At 47.5% G+C, this 16,878-nt stretch carries 17 protein-coding genes and 2 pseudogenes; 9 read left to right on the top strand and 10 right to left on the bottom strand.

From position 1 onward, the window contains the following. Window positions 1–7 precede the first annotated feature (7 nt). The gene (locus tag PPHA_RS00775; protein ID WP_012506990.1) at window positions 8–472 is read right to left on the bottom strand and encodes an Rrf2 family transcriptional regulator; all 465 of its coding nucleotides are present in this window, start codon (window positions 470–472) and stop codon (window positions 8–10) included. A 165-nt stretch (window positions 473–637) separates the two neighbouring features. On the opposite strand from PPHA_RS00775, the gene PPHA_RS00770 reads away from it, so the two are divergent. Both PPHA_RS00770 and PPHA_RS00765 read left to right on the top strand, forming a co-directional pair. Next, window positions 638–907 carry a CopG family ribbon-helix-helix protein gene (locus PPHA_RS00770; RefSeq protein ID WP_012506989.1) on the top strand — a complete coding sequence of 90 codons (270 nt, stop codon included), beginning with the start codon at window positions 638–640 and terminating at the stop codon, window positions 905–907. After that, window positions 895–1,185: a type II toxin-antitoxin system RelE/ParE family toxin gene (locus tag PPHA_RS00765; protein WP_041526368.1), complete on the top strand. Its 291-nt coding sequence runs from the start codon at window positions 895–897 to the stop codon at window positions 1,183–1,185. The genes PPHA_RS00770 and PPHA_RS00765 overlap by 13 nt, the downstream gene beginning before the upstream one ends. A 10-nt stretch (window positions 1,186–1,195) precedes the next feature. On the opposite strand, the gene PPHA_RS00760 is transcribed toward PPHA_RS00765, so the two are convergent. Further along, window positions 1,196–2,503 carry an ATP-binding protein gene (locus PPHA_RS00760; RefSeq protein ID WP_012506987.1) on the bottom strand — a complete coding sequence of 436 codons (1,308 nt, stop codon included), beginning with the start codon at window positions 2,501–2,503 and terminating at the stop codon, window positions 1,196–1,198. A gap of 263 nt (window positions 2,504–2,766) precedes the next feature. Here PPHA_RS00760 and PPHA_RS14800 point away from each other — a divergent pair, with 263 nt between their 5' ends. Continuing rightward, window positions 2,767–2,928 (top strand): antitoxin MazE family protein, encoded by a 162-nt coding sequence (locus PPHA_RS14800; RefSeq protein ID WP_012506986.1) that lies wholly within the window; start codon window positions 2,767–2,769, stop codon window positions 2,926–2,928. A gap of 344 nt (window positions 2,929–3,272) precedes the next feature. On the opposite strand, the gene PPHA_RS00745 is transcribed toward PPHA_RS14800, so the two are convergent. From PPHA_RS00745 to PPHA_RS15355, 4 genes are all read right to left on the bottom strand, one after another. Next, window positions 3,273–5,642 (bottom strand): phosphoribosyltransferase-like protein, encoded by a 2,370-nt coding sequence (locus PPHA_RS00745; protein ID WP_012506985.1) that lies wholly within the window; start codon window positions 5,640–5,642, stop codon window positions 3,273–3,275. A 141-nt stretch (window positions 5,643–5,783) separates the two neighbouring features. Continuing rightward, window positions 5,784–7,577 carry a sigma-54-dependent transcriptional regulator gene (locus PPHA_RS14405; RefSeq protein ID WP_012506984.1) on the bottom strand — a complete coding sequence of 598 codons (1,794 nt, stop codon included), beginning with the start codon at window positions 7,575–7,577 and terminating at the stop codon, window positions 5,784–5,786. Next, window positions 7,574–8,035 carry a hypothetical protein gene (locus PPHA_RS00735; RefSeq protein WP_190274009.1) on the bottom strand — a complete coding sequence of 154 codons (462 nt, stop codon included), beginning with the start codon at window positions 8,033–8,035 and terminating at the stop codon, window positions 7,574–7,576. Before PPHA_RS00735 ends, PPHA_RS14405 begins: the two co-directional genes overlap by 4 nt. A 50-nt stretch (window positions 8,036–8,085) precedes the next feature. Beyond that, the gene (locus tag PPHA_RS15355) at window positions 8,086–8,640 is read right to left on the bottom strand and encodes a hypothetical protein (protein ID WP_150085535.1); all 555 of its coding nucleotides are present in this window, start codon (window positions 8,638–8,640) and stop codon (window positions 8,086–8,088) included. 322 nt (window positions 8,641–8,962) lie between these two features. Between PPHA_RS15355 and PPHA_RS00720 the strand changes: the two genes are divergently transcribed. Continuing rightward, window positions 8,963–10,179 (top strand): IS3 family transposase gene (locus PPHA_RS00720; RefSeq protein ID WP_150085534.1). Its coding sequence is split into 2 segments (ribosomal slippage): window positions 8,963–9,239 and window positions 9,239–10,179, totalling 1,218 coding nucleotides; the frame shifts between segments, so codons are not numbered across the junction. Window positions 10,180–10,658: 479 nt separating this feature from the next. Here PPHA_RS00720 and PPHA_RS00710 read toward each other — a convergent pair. Further along, window positions 10,659–11,438: an ATP-binding protein gene (locus PPHA_RS00710; RefSeq protein WP_012506978.1), complete on the bottom strand. Its 780-nt coding sequence runs from the start codon at window positions 11,436–11,438 to the stop codon at window positions 10,659–10,661. Window positions 11,439–11,568: 130 nt separating this feature from the next. Between PPHA_RS00710 and PPHA_RS00705 the strand changes: the two genes are divergently transcribed. Then, window positions 11,569–11,718, top strand: coding sequence for an addiction module antidote protein (locus PPHA_RS00705; RefSeq protein WP_083765294.1), 150 nt, complete (start codon window positions 11,569–11,571; stop codon window positions 11,716–11,718). 361 nt (window positions 11,719–12,079) lie between these two features. On the opposite strand, the gene PPHA_RS15790 is transcribed toward PPHA_RS00705, so the two are convergent. Next, window positions 12,080–12,250 (bottom strand): DEAD/DEAH box helicase family protein, encoded by a 171-nt coding sequence (locus tag PPHA_RS15790; protein ID WP_190274008.1) that lies wholly within the window; start codon window positions 12,248–12,250, stop codon window positions 12,080–12,082. A 430-nt stretch (window positions 12,251–12,680) separates the two neighbouring features. Here PPHA_RS15790 and PPHA_RS00695 point away from each other — a divergent pair, with 430 nt between their 5' ends. Next, on the top strand, window positions 12,681–13,919 hold the full coding sequence (locus PPHA_RS00695) for an ATP-binding protein (protein ID WP_012506977.1): 1,239 nt from the start codon (window positions 12,681–12,683) through the stop codon (window positions 13,917–13,919). Window positions 13,920–14,022: 103 nt separating this feature from the next. Next, window positions 14,023–14,214 (top strand): annotated as a pseudogene (locus PPHA_RS14790) (DUF977 family protein); the annotation flags it as partial. Between the two features lie 4 nt (window positions 14,215–14,218). On the opposite strand, the gene PPHA_RS00685 reads toward PPHA_RS14790, so the two are convergent. Both PPHA_RS00685 and PPHA_RS16660 read right to left on the bottom strand, forming a co-directional pair. Continuing rightward, complete coding sequence (locus PPHA_RS00685) at window positions 14,219–14,449, bottom strand: hypothetical protein (RefSeq protein ID WP_012506976.1); 231 nt, start codon at window positions 14,447–14,449, stop codon at window positions 14,219–14,221. Between the two features lie 437 nt (window positions 14,450–14,886). Beyond that, window positions 14,887–15,006 (bottom strand): annotated as a pseudogene (locus tag PPHA_RS16660) (N-6 DNA methylase); the annotation flags it as partial. Between the two features lie 96 nt (window positions 15,007–15,102). Between PPHA_RS16660 and PPHA_RS00675 the strand changes: the two are divergent. Then, window positions 15,103–15,681, top strand: a complete 579-nt coding sequence (locus PPHA_RS00675) for a TetR/AcrR family transcriptional regulator (protein ID WP_041526363.1) — start codon at window positions 15,103–15,105, stop codon at window positions 15,679–15,681. Between the two features lie 15 nt (window positions 15,682–15,696). After that, window positions 15,697–16,851 (top strand): efflux RND transporter periplasmic adaptor subunit, encoded by a 1,155-nt coding sequence (locus PPHA_RS00670; protein WP_012506974.1) that lies wholly within the window; start codon window positions 15,697–15,699, stop codon window positions 16,849–16,851. Window positions 16,852–16,878 lie beyond the last annotated feature (27 nt).

The following is a 16,878-nucleotide window of genomic DNA, read 5'->3' as shown; positions in this document are numbered from 1 at the left end:
GCTCCTGTTATGGGTTCAACATTTCCTGCTCAAGGTCTACTGATGGGGGTTTCACCTGATTTGCCGCCTGAAGGTCACGCATCAGCTTGCCGATGGTCACCTTTTCAAACTCGCTCTGGACAACCTGTTCAATACGCATGATCTCATGACGCAGCACACAACGCGCACGATTGCCACAAATCTGCTTGCGGAACATGCACTCCGACATCTGCACCTTGCCCTGAAAAATTTCAATCAGTTGCGTTACGCTGATAGTATCCGGATCCTTTTTCATCATAAAGCCTCCCTGAACACCCTCTTTTGAAACAATCAGATCGTGGCGAATCATCTCCTGCAAAAGGCCACGCAAAAACTGGTACGGGATATCGTGCTCCGTCGCAATAGACCTGGCAGACACATAGCTCCCCTTCCTTGCAGCAAGCGCCAGCAATGCCCGTATCGCGTAATCCGTATTCTTGGTCAGTACTTTCATCGTTGATTCTTTTAATTGATATCAATATAATATCAGTTATATAAAAACAAAAACATTTTTTCCAGAGAGGCGCCACAAACAAAAATAGCCGCCAGAATACTCTGACTAAAGAGGGTTGCCAAAGATTGCAATAAGTGTTACCTTGTACAAAAAGGAGATGTGGTTATGTCACAAACAAAAGGCGTCAAGTTGGACGACACCACCCGGCAACGGCTTGCAGCTTTGGCTCGTATCCGCGACAGATCGCCACACTGGCTCATGTGCAAAGCAATCGAAACATTCCTTGATCGCGAAGAGCATTACGAGCAAGAAAAGCGCGAGGATATGGAGCGTTGGGAACGGTATCAATTAACCGGCGTAGCTGTACCCCATGAAAAAGCTGCTGCTTGGATGGAAAATCTGGCGCAAGGGAAGGTGACATCTTGCCCAACATAAAATGGCTTCCAGAAGCATTAGCCGATGTGGAGCGGCTTCATGCGTTTCTGTACGAAATAAACCCCGATGCGGCAGCACGAGCAGCACGAGCCATTCTGGAGGGTGCGGGTTTTCTGGAATCAATGCCCGACATTGGACGCCCAATGGACGATGACACTGGCAGACGCGAATGGTTCATATCTTTTAGTGCCGGAGCTTTCGTTCTTCGCTATATGTGGAACAAAAACGATACCATCGTTATTGTTCGTGTCTGGCACAGCAAAGAAAAGAGAACGTAGAGCGAGCCCCTCATTGTCGTGACGTTGTGGCAGCAAATGCGCTGTAAAGCGGCAGGAATGTGATTTTTTGCTCTGGAAAATCTGCATATGGGCGATCGGAAAAGACCAGTGCTTTGCCACACTCCGGGTACGAAGCAAGAAAGAGATGCAGGCTCCTCAAGCTACCGGTGGCCCCGCTTTTTACCTCAACCGGATGAATCTTGCCATCCAGAACAGCCAGATAATCAACTTCAGCCGAACTGCTTTTGGCTTGTCGGTCCCAGTAATAAAGGCAGCCCTGCTGAGCCACCAGCATCTCCTGTCCGATAAACTGTTCTGCCATAGCTCCCCGGTAAATAGCGAGCAGATCGCTTTTTGCATACTCAATATCATTCGGCATACCGGAAAGGTAGCGCATCAATCCAATATCGAGCATGAGCGCCTTGAATGATTTGGCCGAAGCAGTTGCCCCTAAAGGAAGCCCTGATGGTTCGGCCGAGGGTATCCTTCGGGCTACCTGAGCAAGGCACAAGGCATCGAATGCTTTTTTCAGTGTCGGATTGCTGTACCCTTCACCAAGGCGTGCATATTTGATCTGTTTTCCGATATGCTGCGACAGGGAGGTAAAGACCGAATCTAGACAGAAGCGGTCAACCCTGGGAGTATATTTGGCAAAGTCCATCCTGTATGACTCGGCAATCTCCTGTTGTACCTCAAAGGCGTCACGCAATGATTGTTTTTCAAGATATGCCTTGACAGCCGCAGGCATTCCCCCGATAAAGAAATAACGTTTCAGCTCCTCGCGCAGCAGCTCATGCACTGCGGGTGATATTTCAGCCGGATTGCCCAGAACAGCCGTTGCCGCAGCGCCGTTGCCGATTGCCTCCAGATATTCAGCAAAACAAAGCGGGTAGAGATTGAGAAACTGAACCCTGCCCACAGGGAAGGAACTCTCTTCAAGCGCAAATTCAAGGAGCGAACCGGCTGCAATGACATGCAGTTCCGGCATCTCCTCATAAAAATAGCGCAGGGCGGTTATGGCACGAGGACAGGCCTGTATCTCATCAAAAAAGAGCAGCGTTTTTCCCGGTGTGATCTTCTGCTGGAGGAGAACTTCAAGGTCGGAGCAGATGCGCGTTACCTTCAGGTCGCCATCGAAGAGCTTGCGAAGGGGCTGATTTCGCTCAAGATCGACGAGAGCAAGAGATTCAAACCGGTTTTTTCCAAACTCTTTGAGTGACCAGGTTTTACCAACCTGACGAGCACCCCGGAGGATGAGAGGTTTGCGGCGTGAACTTTCCTGCCAGCACCGAAGATCGTTATCAATAAATCGAAGCATGTACCATGATTAAGGTGGCAAAACAGCAACTATTTTGAATTACAAGGCAAATTATGACTTTATGATATAAAAATACAAGGCATTTTAATCGACAAGTAAAAAACACCCTATTCCTCATTGACTGCCTTCAGCCAGAATTATCACTCATAAAATCCATTGCACAGCGCTGGGTCACCTGCTCCGGATAAAATATTGTTGCATGAAACACTTTTGTTGCACACGTTACCAGTAACAAATATAACGAAGAATGAACAAGGAGAGAGATGGGCAGAGTTCTTGAATGGGTGCAAAAGTACAGGGAGAAGTTACGCATGGAAGGAATGCGGCCGATACAGATATGGGTTCCCGATACACGTCACTCCGGTTTTGCGGAAGAGTGCAGGCGGCAATCTCTGCTGGTCAAACATGATCCCCTTGAAAAATAACTACTTACGTTTCTTGATGCAGCCGCAGACCGCGAAGGTTGGGAAGCATCCCTATAACCGGGCGCTTGCCGTCTGGCTTGGATTCGCATAAGCGGCCCTGATCTCAGACCATTGATACCGGAATATGGAGTCAAAATGCAACGACAGACGATGTCCCGTCCGCGTCGGGAACATAGTATAGCGCTACCCTACAACGTCTGTTCAATGGAACTGGCTGTTACTGCCATTACTGCACGTGCCCATGCAAATTTTGCTTTGATCAGGTCAAAATCAGAACCGGAGGTTTCTATTCGCGCCGTGCCCTTAATCAGAAAGCCTGCACCAAGCACCAGATTTCCAGTGAGCTAATGTTTTGCGCGACCACAAGGAATCTTCAAGGGACATGGCTCAGTATTTTTTTTACATATCTGGTCATCTTTGCCATCGCCTTCAATCCATGGATTAAAATATCGTCGATGCAATGGAGTCCACAACGGGTTATCATTATTATCCCGTCTATCGCCCCAAATTATAGGCAAACTATTTCCTGGCACATTTGAATAGGTCGCTACAAGAGCGCCGCAATCTTTCCAGCCAAGAGGTTCAAAATCACATTGACGTTCTTTTTTTCGAGGCTCAGATATACCTGTGTATGTTTGTAATACCCTTTCTACTTTGCTCCAATAATCAAGACCCTGATTTGCCGTTATTTCCTCACAAATTTTTATTACACCCTTATGCTTGTCTATAAAATGAATTGGAATTGTAATAGTTTCTTTACAATTACAACTGTCATATAGTTTATGATGAGAATCCTTACAGATTTTTACGACAACATCCCCATTCCTGTCGATACCCATAATTTTATCCACATCAACACCAATAACACTGATCACACAAAGATTTATTGGCTTTTCTCTATTATTAATTTTAGCACTAAAATGGCGTTGGATAAACTTCCATAAATAATTTTGTATCTGACCACCGGACATGACAACATCATCCAGTATAATAACATTAGCAAAACCCCGCTTATCCAACCTTTCTGATATCTTTTTCGGAAGATCATCATAGGTAACCATAACCGGCTTTTCAGCACCTAATAAGTCGTCTCTAAACCACTTGGCCTTGCTGAAAATAGATACAGTAGCTGGCCCAGACTTATTCAATCGACCTAAATACGAAATGAGAAGCGTTTCATCCGCAGGTAAGTGAATCGGTAATAGACCCGAAATTACTTTTTTGCCTGAGGAGTCATATCGAGTTTTTTCCTTAAAAAATATATCGAGTAAATTAATAATATCAAATGCAGAGTAGTAACGAAAGTGTTTCATAAACCTCAATACAGTTGGCCGATCCGATGGAGTAAACTGCCTTATCCATTCATCAAAAACCGTCCATCCATATTCACGATTTACATATCCACATACCCGCGCAGTTGATGCCATCATCGCATTAACGATGCAATTCTTGAAGGTTGAGTAAAACTGCCCTTTATGTACCCCGTCAAAGGGTTCCTTGAAGAAGTAGTCGATACATCCTAAATCCGTCAGCATTGTTCTTACACATACGCCACTTCTGTCAGCAGAAAAGATAATGACATTAGGAATATATGTTTTCACGAGACCATCCTTTTTATACAAATCACGAATCTTGTTAAGGATTTGCCTTACAGACAGCGGAATAGAGGATATTGTCTGGATTTGATGATGACCACTTTCCCCTTCCGTTTTATCCCCGAATGGGTTTGCAGGTGAAGAATAGAGATCCAGGATGATGAAGTCATACTTTTGCAGATTCTCTTCTTCAGGAACCCCAGTGGGGTTAGATTTAACGTTAAAATCCAATCCTTTGAGCAATAGAGGCAGAACATAAACCCAACCATCTTCCTTATACTTATCCTCGATCAGCAAACATCGTTTTCCTTTTACATAATCCTGTAAACTTGCAACAGCCCTATCCTCTATCAATGGCGGTGCTGAAACAAGCACATTAATAGCCTCCTTTATTTCCACTCTCTTATCCTGATTCAAAGCGTTTGCAGCTTCCTCTACAGTAACCTCACCTGCTGTCACGGCACCCAAAAGAAGACGAATTGCCGGTCGATACCTCGATTCAAGACCGGTTATACTCATTATCGTGTTCAATACGGTGTGAAATGCATTACTTTCTCTATTCAACAGCTCCCGGATTTCAGTTGCACCCCCCGAAAATACGCTACGTTCTATGCAAAGGCGCAGTTCATGCGGTGAAAGTTCTTTTTTTTCCGAAGGGGGGACTTGAATATTGGTAATCAATTCAGAGAGTCTGAAACTGCGTTCAACATTCCCAATGAAGAGTTCGGTACAGATAGCCTCCAATGGCTGAAGGATAGCAAGCAACTCTTCAGAAGTACCGGGCACATATAAAAAAACAAAATATGTTTTTTTATGGTATACCATCTTGTAACGGTCATATGGATACCATCCATCTTTCTCCCCGTATGCAAGATCAAGTATCTGCCTGAGAAGCGCTCTTAGAGCATGTTCAGATGTTGAAGGAATAATTGCTATTGATTTTATAGCATTTTTATCCTTTGAAAGAAATACAGGAATTTCCCTGTAAACACAGCCACTCTTTGTTATGGCTGTTAGAACCCTATCAATCTCATCTTGAAGCTTTACAGAGTAGGTCGACTCCCCCTGCTCATCGGGAATAAAGTAATGAAGCTCGTGATTTGCAGAAATCGTATCCATTTTAAATATGAATTGCCGTTTGGACGCAAAAAATAAAACGTGCGACTATTCAGCCCTTGGAGAGACAATCTGTCTCTTCGCAAAAGCTATGATTTGTCAACATATTTATTGTCTATACTCCACACTTCCCGAATAAAAACGTCAGCTCCCTCTTTGATTAGAATCACCTTGTTTAGGCCGTAAATTCACAGCAATATTATATGCTTCTGTCAATACAGAATCCGATGACCAATATTGTTGAACCGATTTTGGAGAGTACCGAAAGAGTCGTTTTATTTCATCTGCGCATTGCGAGGCTGAGAGTTTCTTGTTACCAAAGAGCAAGTTCACTGCAGGCGTGATCTGAATTTGACCCATAGGGTGTCCGGGATTATGCTTGCTCGTTGCAATCAATGCACTCCTTATCATATTCGCTGCACAGGTTGAGTATGCCGCCTTGAGCTTAGGCAGTGCCTCAACAAGTTCTCCTCGTTTTTCCGGAGAAGTATCAAATGTGATTGTTTCCAGTTGGGACAGGATTTCAGAAAATATGAGCCGGAAATTTCCTCCATCTGATTTTACAGGACTTGACACAACAGGCTTTTCAGTCAGCTCCTGAGGTATCGACAAATGACTGACTGAAAGAATCCTGAGTTTCGGAAAGCGGTTCACCGCATGAGCAACAACTGCCTCCAACTGGCGGATATTGCCATACCAAGGATAAGCCATCATCTGAGCTATGGCCTCAGGATCAATATTACGCGGCTCCGTCTGAAGGGCATCCCTATACTTAGCTTCATAGCTGCTAACAAAATGCTCCAGCAAAGCCGGAATATCTTCTATACGTTCCCTTAATGCAGGCAACTTGACAGAGTGTTCAACGTTGATACGATCAAGAAGATCCATATGAAAATCACCCGTAACCTGAAGGTTCATGCGGTTTGTCGCCAGAACAACCAAAAGATCAACAATCCTTTTTTTGGATGACCCCATACGCTGAACTTCCCGAGTGCTGCCCAGAAGGCGAAGCAATTTGGTCTGAACAGAAGGAGGAATAGCTCCAAACTCATCAATAAACAGAGTTCCTTTATCGGCACGCTCTGCGGCACCTGCCTGGTCTGCAGATGCCCCGGAATAGGCCCCTTTGACGTGCCCGAAAAGCAGATCCTCTACCAGGGTTTCAGGACAACCCTGCAGGAAACACATCTCCAATTCGCCACTTCTCCCTGAATGTTTGTGCATATATCTGGCGAGCAGTTCCTTTCCTGTGCCTCGTTCACCAAGGATAAGGATGTTTTTCCCTCCGGCTCGTGCTTGCATCCGTGCTTCACGCAGGCATTTAAGAAGAGTCACAGAATGGCCAATGATTTCGCCGGACGGGTCTTCGACAAGACCATGATCCTTCAGAAGGGTGGCGATACGCTCTCGACCATAGTGCCGATCAATCTCATCCTTATCAAGGAACTGGCATACCGAATAATCAGCAAATCGCTTTTCTATAGGGGTTCGGTTCATCGAAGAAAGCAACACAACAGGAATATCATGCAAATCGGGCTCAGATCTTATCCTGTCAAGGATCGAGAGACCAAAATAAGAGGAAGGGTCTCTGTCTGTATCACAACCTTCAACAGTTCCTTCTGGCCTCACTTGACCAGTTATGAACTGCAAGTCAAGCATGACCATCGCCCAGCGAGGCCACTCTTTCCAGCCTTTACGAATGGCATCAATTGTTCCATCCAGATCGTTATAGACGACGCCGTTTTTCTCAATCTGTCCTCGAAAGAAAAGCGCTTCTACAATTGGAGAACCCAGCGTCTCAGGAAATGGAATATCCCCTGTAACATCCTTCATTCCAGCAAGAATACAAAAGCTGGTTCGAGGATGCATTCCATCCCCGGAATAGTGACTCCGTCCATATTGATCATCAATAATAAGGACACGTGGTAATTTTATCATACTGATACTACCTTGTCAGGAAAACTGCTGAGCAAGCGGCTAAAGTTGCCTACACAGTCAGTAAACGCTTCCAATAATTTGAGAATAAGCACAAGCTCCTGACTACCGGATAATTCCGACTGCAGGCCGGTATGATAGTAATCGGCTTTTGCCAATACTTCACGTGCTTCATCAACTCTTTCACTTATACCAGAGGGTACGAGCCAAAGCACATGAACAAGTGGAGCCAGCCAGCTCTTTGCTTCCAGTGAGCAACGATTCAACGGATCCTTTTCAAAATAGGTACGTGGCGAAAGACGATCTTCGGCTGAATTCAGCAAGGTTTCTACTTCTTCGTGCCTTCTTAACCAACTCGTCAGGTATGCCTCAAGCTCTCGGGACAAGTGACTATTTATAGTTTTATTTGCCTGCAACTGAACAATCAACGCATCAAGGTTCTTCAGATACTCATTTTTCAACCAGTCATGGTTCAAGTTAGTACGGAGTCGCTGCCAGTCACACATATTTTTCAACCCCTCAGTAATGATTGCAGCTCAAGGAATGCCTGAGCAACAAGTAGTGGATCATTCTCGATTTGCGATACTTCTGGCAGTGCGCTGAGTAGCTCTGCCGCCTTACTATTATTGAACGCAACATTACCGTCCACTCTCTTGAACATTCGCTCTAAAGTTTGAAGCAGTTGCTGTTTATGCTTTGCGTCAAACATATTCCAGTATGAAGAACCGGATACTTCTTTCCGCATTTGATTACGGCCAGCCGGGCCTGATGCTGTAAGCCGTGGATCAAGACTTTGTGCCACACAATTGCAGCGTAATACTTCGCCCCATTTCATTTCTTTTATCGCCGTCCGAATTTCCTCGGTCGAATCATTAACCTCGAGCGAAAAACCATCGTCATTATTTCCGTCAGGCCCGCACAGCACAACAAGGTATCCTTGACAGAGAACTGAAAAAGAATAGAGTAATTGATAAGCTGTTGACTGCGATATAAAAAGTGAATGAAGTTCTTCCGGATAACTCTGAATATCTTCACGGTAAACTGCATCAGCCTCTTTAAGACCCATGCAGTAAAATGCTTGAAGTATCTTTATGGCATATTGCTGATTCCTGCAAAGTTCAAGCTCCTGGTTTCGAGCATACAGCACAAAGGTAACATGAGACTCATCGAAATGCTTCCACAGTTCATGTTGAGCTGACTCAAGTGCTGACCGCCCCCCCTCTGAAACGACCAGAAGAATTCGACATCGCTCAAAATCCGGAGTTCGAATGTTCCAAAGTTGCCGCTCTATTTTAAGCTCATCACTGTTATAGTGGATAACAGTATAGTGGACCCCGAATTTTAGACAGTGGTTTAAGTTGTTAACTTGCCCCAAAAAGGAGCAGGTAATGACAAAAAGGACACGAAAAAATTTCAGCAGTGACTTTAAGGCCAAGGTGGCACTTGAGGCTATTCAAGGGGTCAAGACGCTGAATGAAATCGGTCAGGAATTTGGAGTACACCCCGTTCAGGTCGGTAAGTGGAAGAAAGAGTTGCAGGAACAGGCATCAAGCTTGTTTGAAGCCAAACGGGGTCCAAAACCAGTTGAACCGGCTGCAGATCCTGAAAAGCTTTATACGGAAATCGGGCGGTTAAAGGTCGAGCTGGATTGGCTTAAAAAAAAGTCCGGACTGTCCCTATGAGTGTGCGCAGATGGTGGGTCAGCGACAAAGAGCCATTGCCGGTGGCAAAGCAATGCGTCCTTGTGTCCGTTAATCGTTCGACGATATATTTGCCGTCTATCGTGTTGTTTCCTGATGCAGAAGACTTGCAGTTGCTTGAACTGATTGACAAGGAGTACACCAAGCATCCATTTTATGGTAGTCGTAAAATCATGCACTATCTTCGTAGCGAGGGTTACCAGATCAACCGGAAACGGGTTCAGCGGCTTATGCGAAGGTTGGGTCTGGCCGGTATGGCACCGGGCCCCAACACCAGCAAACCGCATCCGGAGCACAAGATCTACCCCTATCTCTTGCGGGGAGTTGATGTCACAAAACCCAACCAAGTCTGGTCGACTGACATCACCTATATTCGCCTTCCAAAGGGCTTTATGTATCTGGTGGCAGTCATCGACTGGTATTCCCGGAAAGTACTCTCCTGGCGATTATCGAACTCGATGGAAAGCACCTTTTGCGTTGACTGTCTGCAAGAAGCGTTACGAAAATACGGGACACCCGATATCTTCAACACCGATCAAGGCGCCCAGTTTACGAGTGCCGCCTTTGTCGGAGCGCTCACGGAGCACCCATCCATCAGTATTAGCATGGATGGACGTGGCCGAGCACTGGACAACATCTTTGTCGAACGACTCTGGAGGAGTGTCAAATATGAGGATATATATCTCAAAGGTTACTCCACCGCAGCAGAATTACAGTGCGGATTAAAGGAATATTTTGTATTGTTCAACGTTGAAAGGCAGCATCAGTCGTTGGGCTACAGTACGCCAGATAAGGTTTACCGGACAGCCGTTGGAGGTGGTGCAAGAATAGTTGACAAGTATAACAAGAACAAGCAGACAGAAGAGTTAAAGGTAAAAGAGGGGCAGCGCCTTTCCGCTGCATGAACAGGTCAGGTTACCAACTTAAACTCAGCCACTTTTTGTCCACCGGTTGGGGTCCACTTCAGATGTCGCTCGCGTGTCATGGTCGCGATAAGGTCGGCAAGCAAAGCAGCGCTACCAAATTGCCAGTTCATGTTACTTCTTGCTTGACCAGTCCACTCTGTGGGTTCACGTAATGCACGCGACTTGTGCGCTATGTTCCAATCCATTGTAACGTCGCCTGTAACGACAACTGTAAAGGTGCTTTTTTGTTCCTGCATCACATGTAATAAAGAGGTTCTTAAAACCAATGGCGATCCCTAAGCGGCTGCACTCAAAAAAATATTTTATAAAATCTCAATTCATCCAAAAGAACATTATCCCATAATAAGTAAAAGTTTATTAAAACGTATTAGCATCGTGTTCAAAAGATGCTAAATTGCTAATAGCGTCTCTGATTTCAAGCTTTTGACGCTTTTTTACAAACGGGATTAGCAGGCAATTTAGTCCGTTTCGTGAGCAGACCCCAAGATACCTTCGTTGGTTGCGGCTTCACCGGCATACAGATAACTTGACACCGTGGAATTACTGCGTTCTTGTTGTTCATGACCAGCATAGAGCACCACTTTTTTCACGACACGTTCACCAAAAATAGCAGCAACTTTATTGAGTTGTATGAAACTCTCCTGATTAATCGTCTGCGATGACTTGATTTCGAAGAGCCTTATCATATTACCCGCTTCCAGCAGAACATCAACTTCCAGTCCACTGCTGTCGCGATAAAAATGAAGATTTGCTGCCAGGCCATCATTGATGCGAGCCTTGAGCATTTCAAGAACCACCAGATTTTCAAACAGCGATCCTCGCAAGGGATGAGCTTGCAGATGTGACTCCTGTGTTATTCCGATCAGCCAGGAAGCCAAACCTACATCGTAAAAATAGAGTTTTGGCGACTTTGTCAATCGTTTTCCGACATTGGCAAACCACGGGGGAAGTAAAAAAACAATATAGGAGGCCTCAAGCAGGGTAAGCCAGCTTTTTGCTGTCACACTTGAAACCCCGGCATCAGCAGCAAGAGACTGCAGATTGAGCAGTTGTCCCACTCTTCCTGCTGCCAGGCGGACAAAGTTTTCAAATTGCCGGATTGAGCGTAATTGTATCAAATCCCGCAAATCGCGTTCAACATAGGTGGCAAAATAATCTCCGAGCATGACTGCCGGATCAAGGTGATCTGCATGAATACGCGGATAGCCACCAGCGAACAGGAGATGACGCGTAATCATTATATGCAATAGTAAAGTTTGACTTTACTATTGCATAAAGCCAAGCAAAAAACAAGTAAATTAACACCTGCGAAATGGGAGGGGCTTCAGGTTCATCGCTGCGCTTGGTGACGTAGCAAAGGCTTGTGGCATGGCGCAAATAGCTAAAGAAGCGGCTCTTGGCAGAGAAAGCCTCTACAAGGCGTTACGTCAGGGCGCTCATCCTCGCTTTGAAACGATCAATGCCGTCCTTCGTGCCCTTGGCTTGAAAATCGCGGTTGTTTCGGCTCGCCCGTCTTGATTTATGAGGCTTTCATTAACTTCACTCTCTCTCGCCGGAGTTGTAAAGCAAGTTCACGAAGTATTGTGCCCGGCGAGGAGTAACCGTGTTCAAGGTTGTTGGGGTTACTTCTCAGGCAGTCTATACCTGTATTATCCGGAAATCCGGAAAAGAAACCAACAATCATTGCCAGCATGAACGGGCTCTGTGTACACTCGTTGCGGTCAAAAGCGGCAACTCATGCGCTGGAACATGGAGCTGATATCGCCAACACTCTGAACGTTAACCTTCTGAATAATGAAATCCTACCACAAGGAACTCTGGCTCCAGATACCTGCAAGAATGGATTTTGTCAATATCACCGGTGACGTTGAGCGGCTGTTCAGGAGAAATGGAGCAGTTCGTGGACGATGACATAGTCCCAGAGCTCAGGATCGAGGGCACGCCTGACCACCTGCTCCAGCGCGCCGGTCTGGTGCTGACGCAGGATATATTTGTTCAGCTCCTCGTCCTTCTCGGCAAAGAGGATGTACTCCTTCAGGAAGTCGAGCACCTGCGGGATGGCGCAGGGGCTCCAGTCTCAGGGCTGACTCTATTTTATCCCGTTGCTCTGGATTGACGCGCGACTCGCTGGCATAATACTGCCATTGCGCCACAACGTTTCTCACTTCATCAATAATCGTTTCCGCACGCCCGCGCTTCATGGATGCGCTCTTTGCATAAGCTTTGAAATCCTCCAGACTAAATCCACTCGGCTTGCCATTCATCGTCATTTGATGACTCGATGGGCTTTACCCATTCGCTGGAAAACAAGTTACCGCAGCACTCGAATTTCCATCGACTCTGGCCGTGTCCGTGGTCAAGCCTGATTTCAGCTACAGTTTGCTCTTTTCCAGAATACTCTGGTTTATATTCCGTAATTTATGTTCATCGATTCCATATTTTACGTTTATTGATTCCATATTTTACGACCCCGAATACCAATGAATAAAGCTTCTCATTACTCTCGCCTGATTGAAATGCGCATTGCTGAAGCGTTGGCCGACACTCCCGTGGTTTTGGTTGCAGGGCCGCGTCAGGCAGGCAAAACAACCCTGGTGCGACAAATGGCAATCGAAGGGATGCGCTATCTCACACTTGATGACGAGTTGACGTTGTTGTCTGCCAGAAATGATCCGGTCGGGATGATTCGCAGCCTTGATTGTGCTGTCATTGATGAAATCCAGCGTGCGCCTCAACTGCTGCTTGCTATCAAAAAGAGTGTTGATGAGGATCGGCGCCCCGGGCGGTTCTTGCTTACCGGATCAGCGAACTTGATGGTACTGCCTGCGGTAGCGGATTCTCTGGCTGGCCGCATGGAGACGCTCACCTTGCTGCCGCTGTCGCAAAGCGAGTTGCATGGGAGTACGGCGAATTGGATCGATGCGGCTTTTGCAGGCAGGCTGCTCAAGGTCACCATGCCGGTGACAGGTGATGAATTGTGCGAGGTTGTTTTGCGGGGCGGCTATCCTGAAGCGATTTCCCGCACCGATGCACGCAGGCGTACGGTGTGGGCGCGCCAGTACCTTAATGCCATCATTCAACGCGATGTCCGCGATGTGGCCAGCATCGACAAGCTCGATCAATTGCCAAGGTTTTTGCGCATCCTGGCTGAAATATCAGGTCAGATGTGTAATTACACCAAACTGGGTGGTCAGGTCGGTTTGGACAGCAAGACGGCTTCACGCTATACAGGAGTGCTGGAACAGATGTATTTGCTTAAGCGCATTGAGGTCTGGGCCAGGAATCGACTCAAGCGTGTTGTCAAAACCCCCAAGTTGCAGTTTATTGATGCCGGTTTGCTGGCCACATTGCTTGATCTTGGTGCTACCGAAGTGCAGCAAGATCGCAGCCGGTTTGGCAAAATTCTGGAAACCTTCGTCTATAGTGAACTGCTCAAGCACAGCTCTACGGCGGAAGGCGATTATAAACTGCTCTACTACCGTGACCTTGACATGTTTGAAGTGGATATGGTGATCGAAAACGCTTCCGGCCAACTGATTGGTGTTGAGGTAAAAGCCTCTGCCACCGTCAATGCTGGTGATTTACGCGGTCTGAAAAAGCTGGCAAGTGTAGCAGGCGGCCTCTTCAAAATGGGTATTCTGCTTTATGATGGGACAGAAACCATGCCACTGGGTGATGGCCTGTGGGCGGCTCCATTGTCGACATTATGGGGCCAATAATTTAAGGTTAGCGACCCCGATTTTAAAGAGACTTTTGCACAAAACAAGCTCGAACAGCGTCGCTGCCTTTTGATGAAAATGGCAAAGAGCTCGGTATCGTTTCGTCTCCTTGCCGGAACTCTCACTGCACATCGTCGAATTTGCCCGTGAACATGGACGCATAACAATAGGAGAAGCTGTCAAGTTGACTGGCGTCAGCCGCAACACCTTGAAAGGACACTTCCGAACCCTGGTCGAACGCGGTCACCTTATCCGGCACGGCAGTGGGCGTGGTGTCTGGTACGAACTGAGATAGCACCTTACTCTTTCCTGGCATGCAACATGCTTTTAATCTCCTGCAGTTCATCCATCACCTTCCGGCTTGTCACGCTGCTTTTGTAACTCATCAGAATGAGTTTCACGGAAACCAGGAACACACCTGCCTCCATGAGTATGTCATGCGTCAGCCCTTTCACAAAGAGCGCAATGGTGAACAACACAAAGGTAATAACGATGACGATGACTGTCGGCAGATCAAAATGATTGTTCATTGCACTTCACTTCATTGAATTATTCGAGTAATAAACCCACAGAGCCAGTCCTCTAATATACCGTAAACAGACGCGATCCGGAATCCCACTCTTCCTCAACAAGATCAAAGTTGTTTTCGATGCCCTGTACCATAAGCTGATACAGCGTACTGCACGCATCACGACACGGTGTCGCAATTCATGTCGCGATAGCATCTACACCTTCTCTTTTGTTAATAAATCACGACATCGTGTCGCGATTTATGTCGCGATAGCTACAACGCCTTCACTTTTATTAATGAATAACGACATTAAGTATTCCGATTTCATAGCCAGTTGCGAATGAGATCATCAGGGTGGTATGGAGGCGTCGGTGGATTTCTTCTTCATACGCCGACTCCCTGTTACCTGAGGATATTCCGCAGGGCTTCGTCGGTTTCTCTTGCCTCCAGCTCGATGGCGTTCAGCTCTTCGGCGATCTCGCATTTCACAAGAAGGCCGCCGGAACCGGTGCAGGGATCGTAGATCTCCATGCCCGGTTCCGGCGCAAGCACGCGTGGCATGATGGTGGCAACTTCGGAACAGTAGTCATTCGAAACGGGCAGGGAAAAAATCGCAGAAACAATTTGCATAAAAGAACGATCGTTCTTAAATTCGATCAAAGAGAACACATTATGTCAAGACCGAAAAAAGTCACCGACTCTGAAATACTCGATGCAATCGAGCGGGTTGTTGTCAAGCATGGTGCATCCCGCCTCTCCATCGATGCTGTGGCTCAGGAGGCAGGAATCAGCAAATCGAGGGTGGTTTACGACTACAAATCCAAGACCGCCCTGCTCGAAGCTCTGATCGACCGGCAGTTTGAGCGCGATACGGCACGCATCGAATCAGCGCTTGTCGAGTGCGCCGACACCCCTCACCCCGAACTTTTCGCACGTCTCAAAATTGCCGAGCGTGCCTTGGATGATACGGAACGCGCTGTCTCCATGGCTATCACATCCTCCATGTCGAGCGAGGAGTCGCTTCGGCAGCGGATGCTGAAGTGGATAGAGCGGGACTTGCTTGCCATGGATAGCGGAGCGAAGCCTGAAGCGGCCCGCATGGCCTATTTTGCCTTTATAGGATTCAGTTGCCACGAGTGGTTCGGCCTTGTCGACAGAAGCGACGAGGAGCGTCTGCCCTTCCTGGAACAGATCCGGAAGATGTATATCGGTTATCCTGAAAGCCATCCGACAACCACACCAAACCCATAAAAGGATACGTTATCAATGATGAAAAGGTCTTATATCATCGCCGGTTTGCTTGTCACCCTGATTGCCGGCTGGTTCCTGTGGCCGAAGGGAGCGTCAGAGCAGCGTCAGGATTCCGGCATGAAACCGGAGGTCAGTGTCGTGACCATGAAACCCGAGCTCCTCGTCTTGACAAAAGAGCTGCCGGGGCGGACTTCGGCTGTACGTATGGCCGAGATTCGGCCGCAGGTGAGTGGCATTGTTACGAAGCGCTTCTTCGTGGAAGGAAGCCTTGTTCAACAGGGTCAGCAACTCTACCAGATCGACCCCGCGACCTACAAGGCAGCCTGTAACAGTGCAAAAGCGAGCCTCAGCAAAGCCGAGGCCAACGTGATATCGCTCCAGGCCAAAGCAGGCCGCTACGAAGAGCTGGTCAAAATCGGTGGCGTCAGCCAGCAGGAGTATGACGATGCGAAAGCGAGCCTTGCCCAGGCGAGGGCAGATGTCGCCATGGCCAGATCCGAAGTTGCTGCGGCGGCTATCAATCTCGACTACACCAGAGTCATGTCTCCGATTTCCGGGCGCATCGGCCAATCGAAGGTGACTGAGGGGGCTCTGGTCAATGCCAATCAGGCCGACCCCCTTGCTGTGGTGCAACAGCTCGACCAGATCTATGTGGACGTCTCCCAGTCGAGCGGGGAGCTGATACAACTGCGACAGCGCCATCAGGGCCAGGTGGGCGATTCCAGCGCCGGGAGCGCTCCTATCGAGCTTCTGGTGGATGGAAAACCCAAAGGAGAACCCGGCACGCTGAAGTTTTCGGATGTAACGGTCAACCCGAGCACCGGTACGGTGCTGCTGCGCATATTGTTCACCAACCCCGGCAATGAAATCCTCCCCGGCATGTTCGTTCATGCACGTCTTGAACAGTGGAGAGAGGAGAATGCGATCCTCGTGCCGCAAAAATCGGTCAGCAGGAGTGCGGACGGGTCGGTTTCGGTCTGGGTTGTCGGGCCGGACGGCAAGGCAAACCCTCGCCCGATCATCGTTACGGAGGTTGTCGGAGAGAGGTGGCTTGTGAGCAGCGGACTCAAAGCAGGCGAAAAGGTCGTGTACGAAGGCATCATGAAAATCCAGCCCGGCATGGCGGTCAAAACCGTCGAGGCTGCACTGCCACCCGTACCGGCGAGATAATTCATTACATTTCAACGCACCAATACC

Source organism: Pelodictyon phaeoclathratiforme BU-1 (genome assembly GCF_000020645.1).
Lineage (GTDB): Bacteria > Bacteroidota > Chlorobiia > Chlorobiales > Chlorobiaceae > Chlorobium > Chlorobium phaeoclathratiforme.
The sequence above is the reverse complement of the archived record's forward strand: the minus strand, read 5'-3'. Positions and strand labels throughout refer to the sequence as shown.

Bases quoted from the DNA above. Each gene is read 5' to 3' on its own strand.
- PPHA_RS00675 (WP_041526363.1), top strand. From the start codon at position 15,103: ATGTCAAGACCGAAAAAAGTCACCGACTCTGAAATACTCGATGCAATC.
- PPHA_RS00705 (WP_083765294.1), top strand. From the start codon at position 11,569: ATGGCGCAAATAGCTAAAGAAGCGGCTCTTGGCAGAGAAAGCCTCTAC.
- PPHA_RS00710 (WP_012506978.1), bottom strand. From the start codon at position 11,438: ATGATTACGCGTCATCTCCTGTTCGCTGGTGGCTATCCGCGTATTCAT.
- PPHA_RS00670 (WP_012506974.1), top strand. From the start codon at position 15,697: ATGATGAAAAGGTCTTATATCATCGCCGGTTTGCTTGTCACCCTGATT.
- PPHA_RS00745 (WP_012506985.1), bottom strand. From the start codon at position 5,642: ATGGATACGATTTCTGCAAATCACGAGCTTCATTACTTTATTCCCGAT.
- PPHA_RS14405 (WP_012506984.1), bottom strand. From the start codon at position 7,577: ATGATAAAATTACCACGTGTCCTTATTATTGATGATCAATATGGACGG.
- PPHA_RS00695 (WP_012506977.1), top strand. From the start codon at position 12,681: ATGAATAAAGCTTCTCATTACTCTCGCCTGATTGAAATGCGCATTGCT.
- PPHA_RS14800 (WP_012506986.1), top strand. From the start codon at position 2,767: ATGGGCAGAGTTCTTGAATGGGTGCAAAAGTACAGGGAGAAGTTACGC.
- PPHA_RS00770 (WP_012506989.1), top strand. From the start codon at position 638: ATGTCACAAACAAAAGGCGTCAAGTTGGACGACACCACCCGGCAACGG.
- PPHA_RS00775 (WP_012506990.1), bottom strand. From the start codon at position 472: ATGAAAGTACTGACCAAGAATACGGATTACGCGATACGGGCATTGCTG.
- PPHA_RS15355 (WP_150085535.1), bottom strand. From the start codon at position 8,640: ATGGGTCTTAAAGAGGCTGATGCAGTTTACCGTGAAGATATTCAGAGT.
- PPHA_RS00685 (WP_012506976.1), bottom strand. From the start codon at position 14,449: ATGAACAATCATTTTGATCTGCCGACAGTCATCGTCATCGTTATTACC.
- PPHA_RS00760 (WP_012506987.1), bottom strand. From the start codon at position 2,503: ATGCTTCGATTTATTGATAACGATCTTCGGTGCTGGCAGGAAAGTTCA.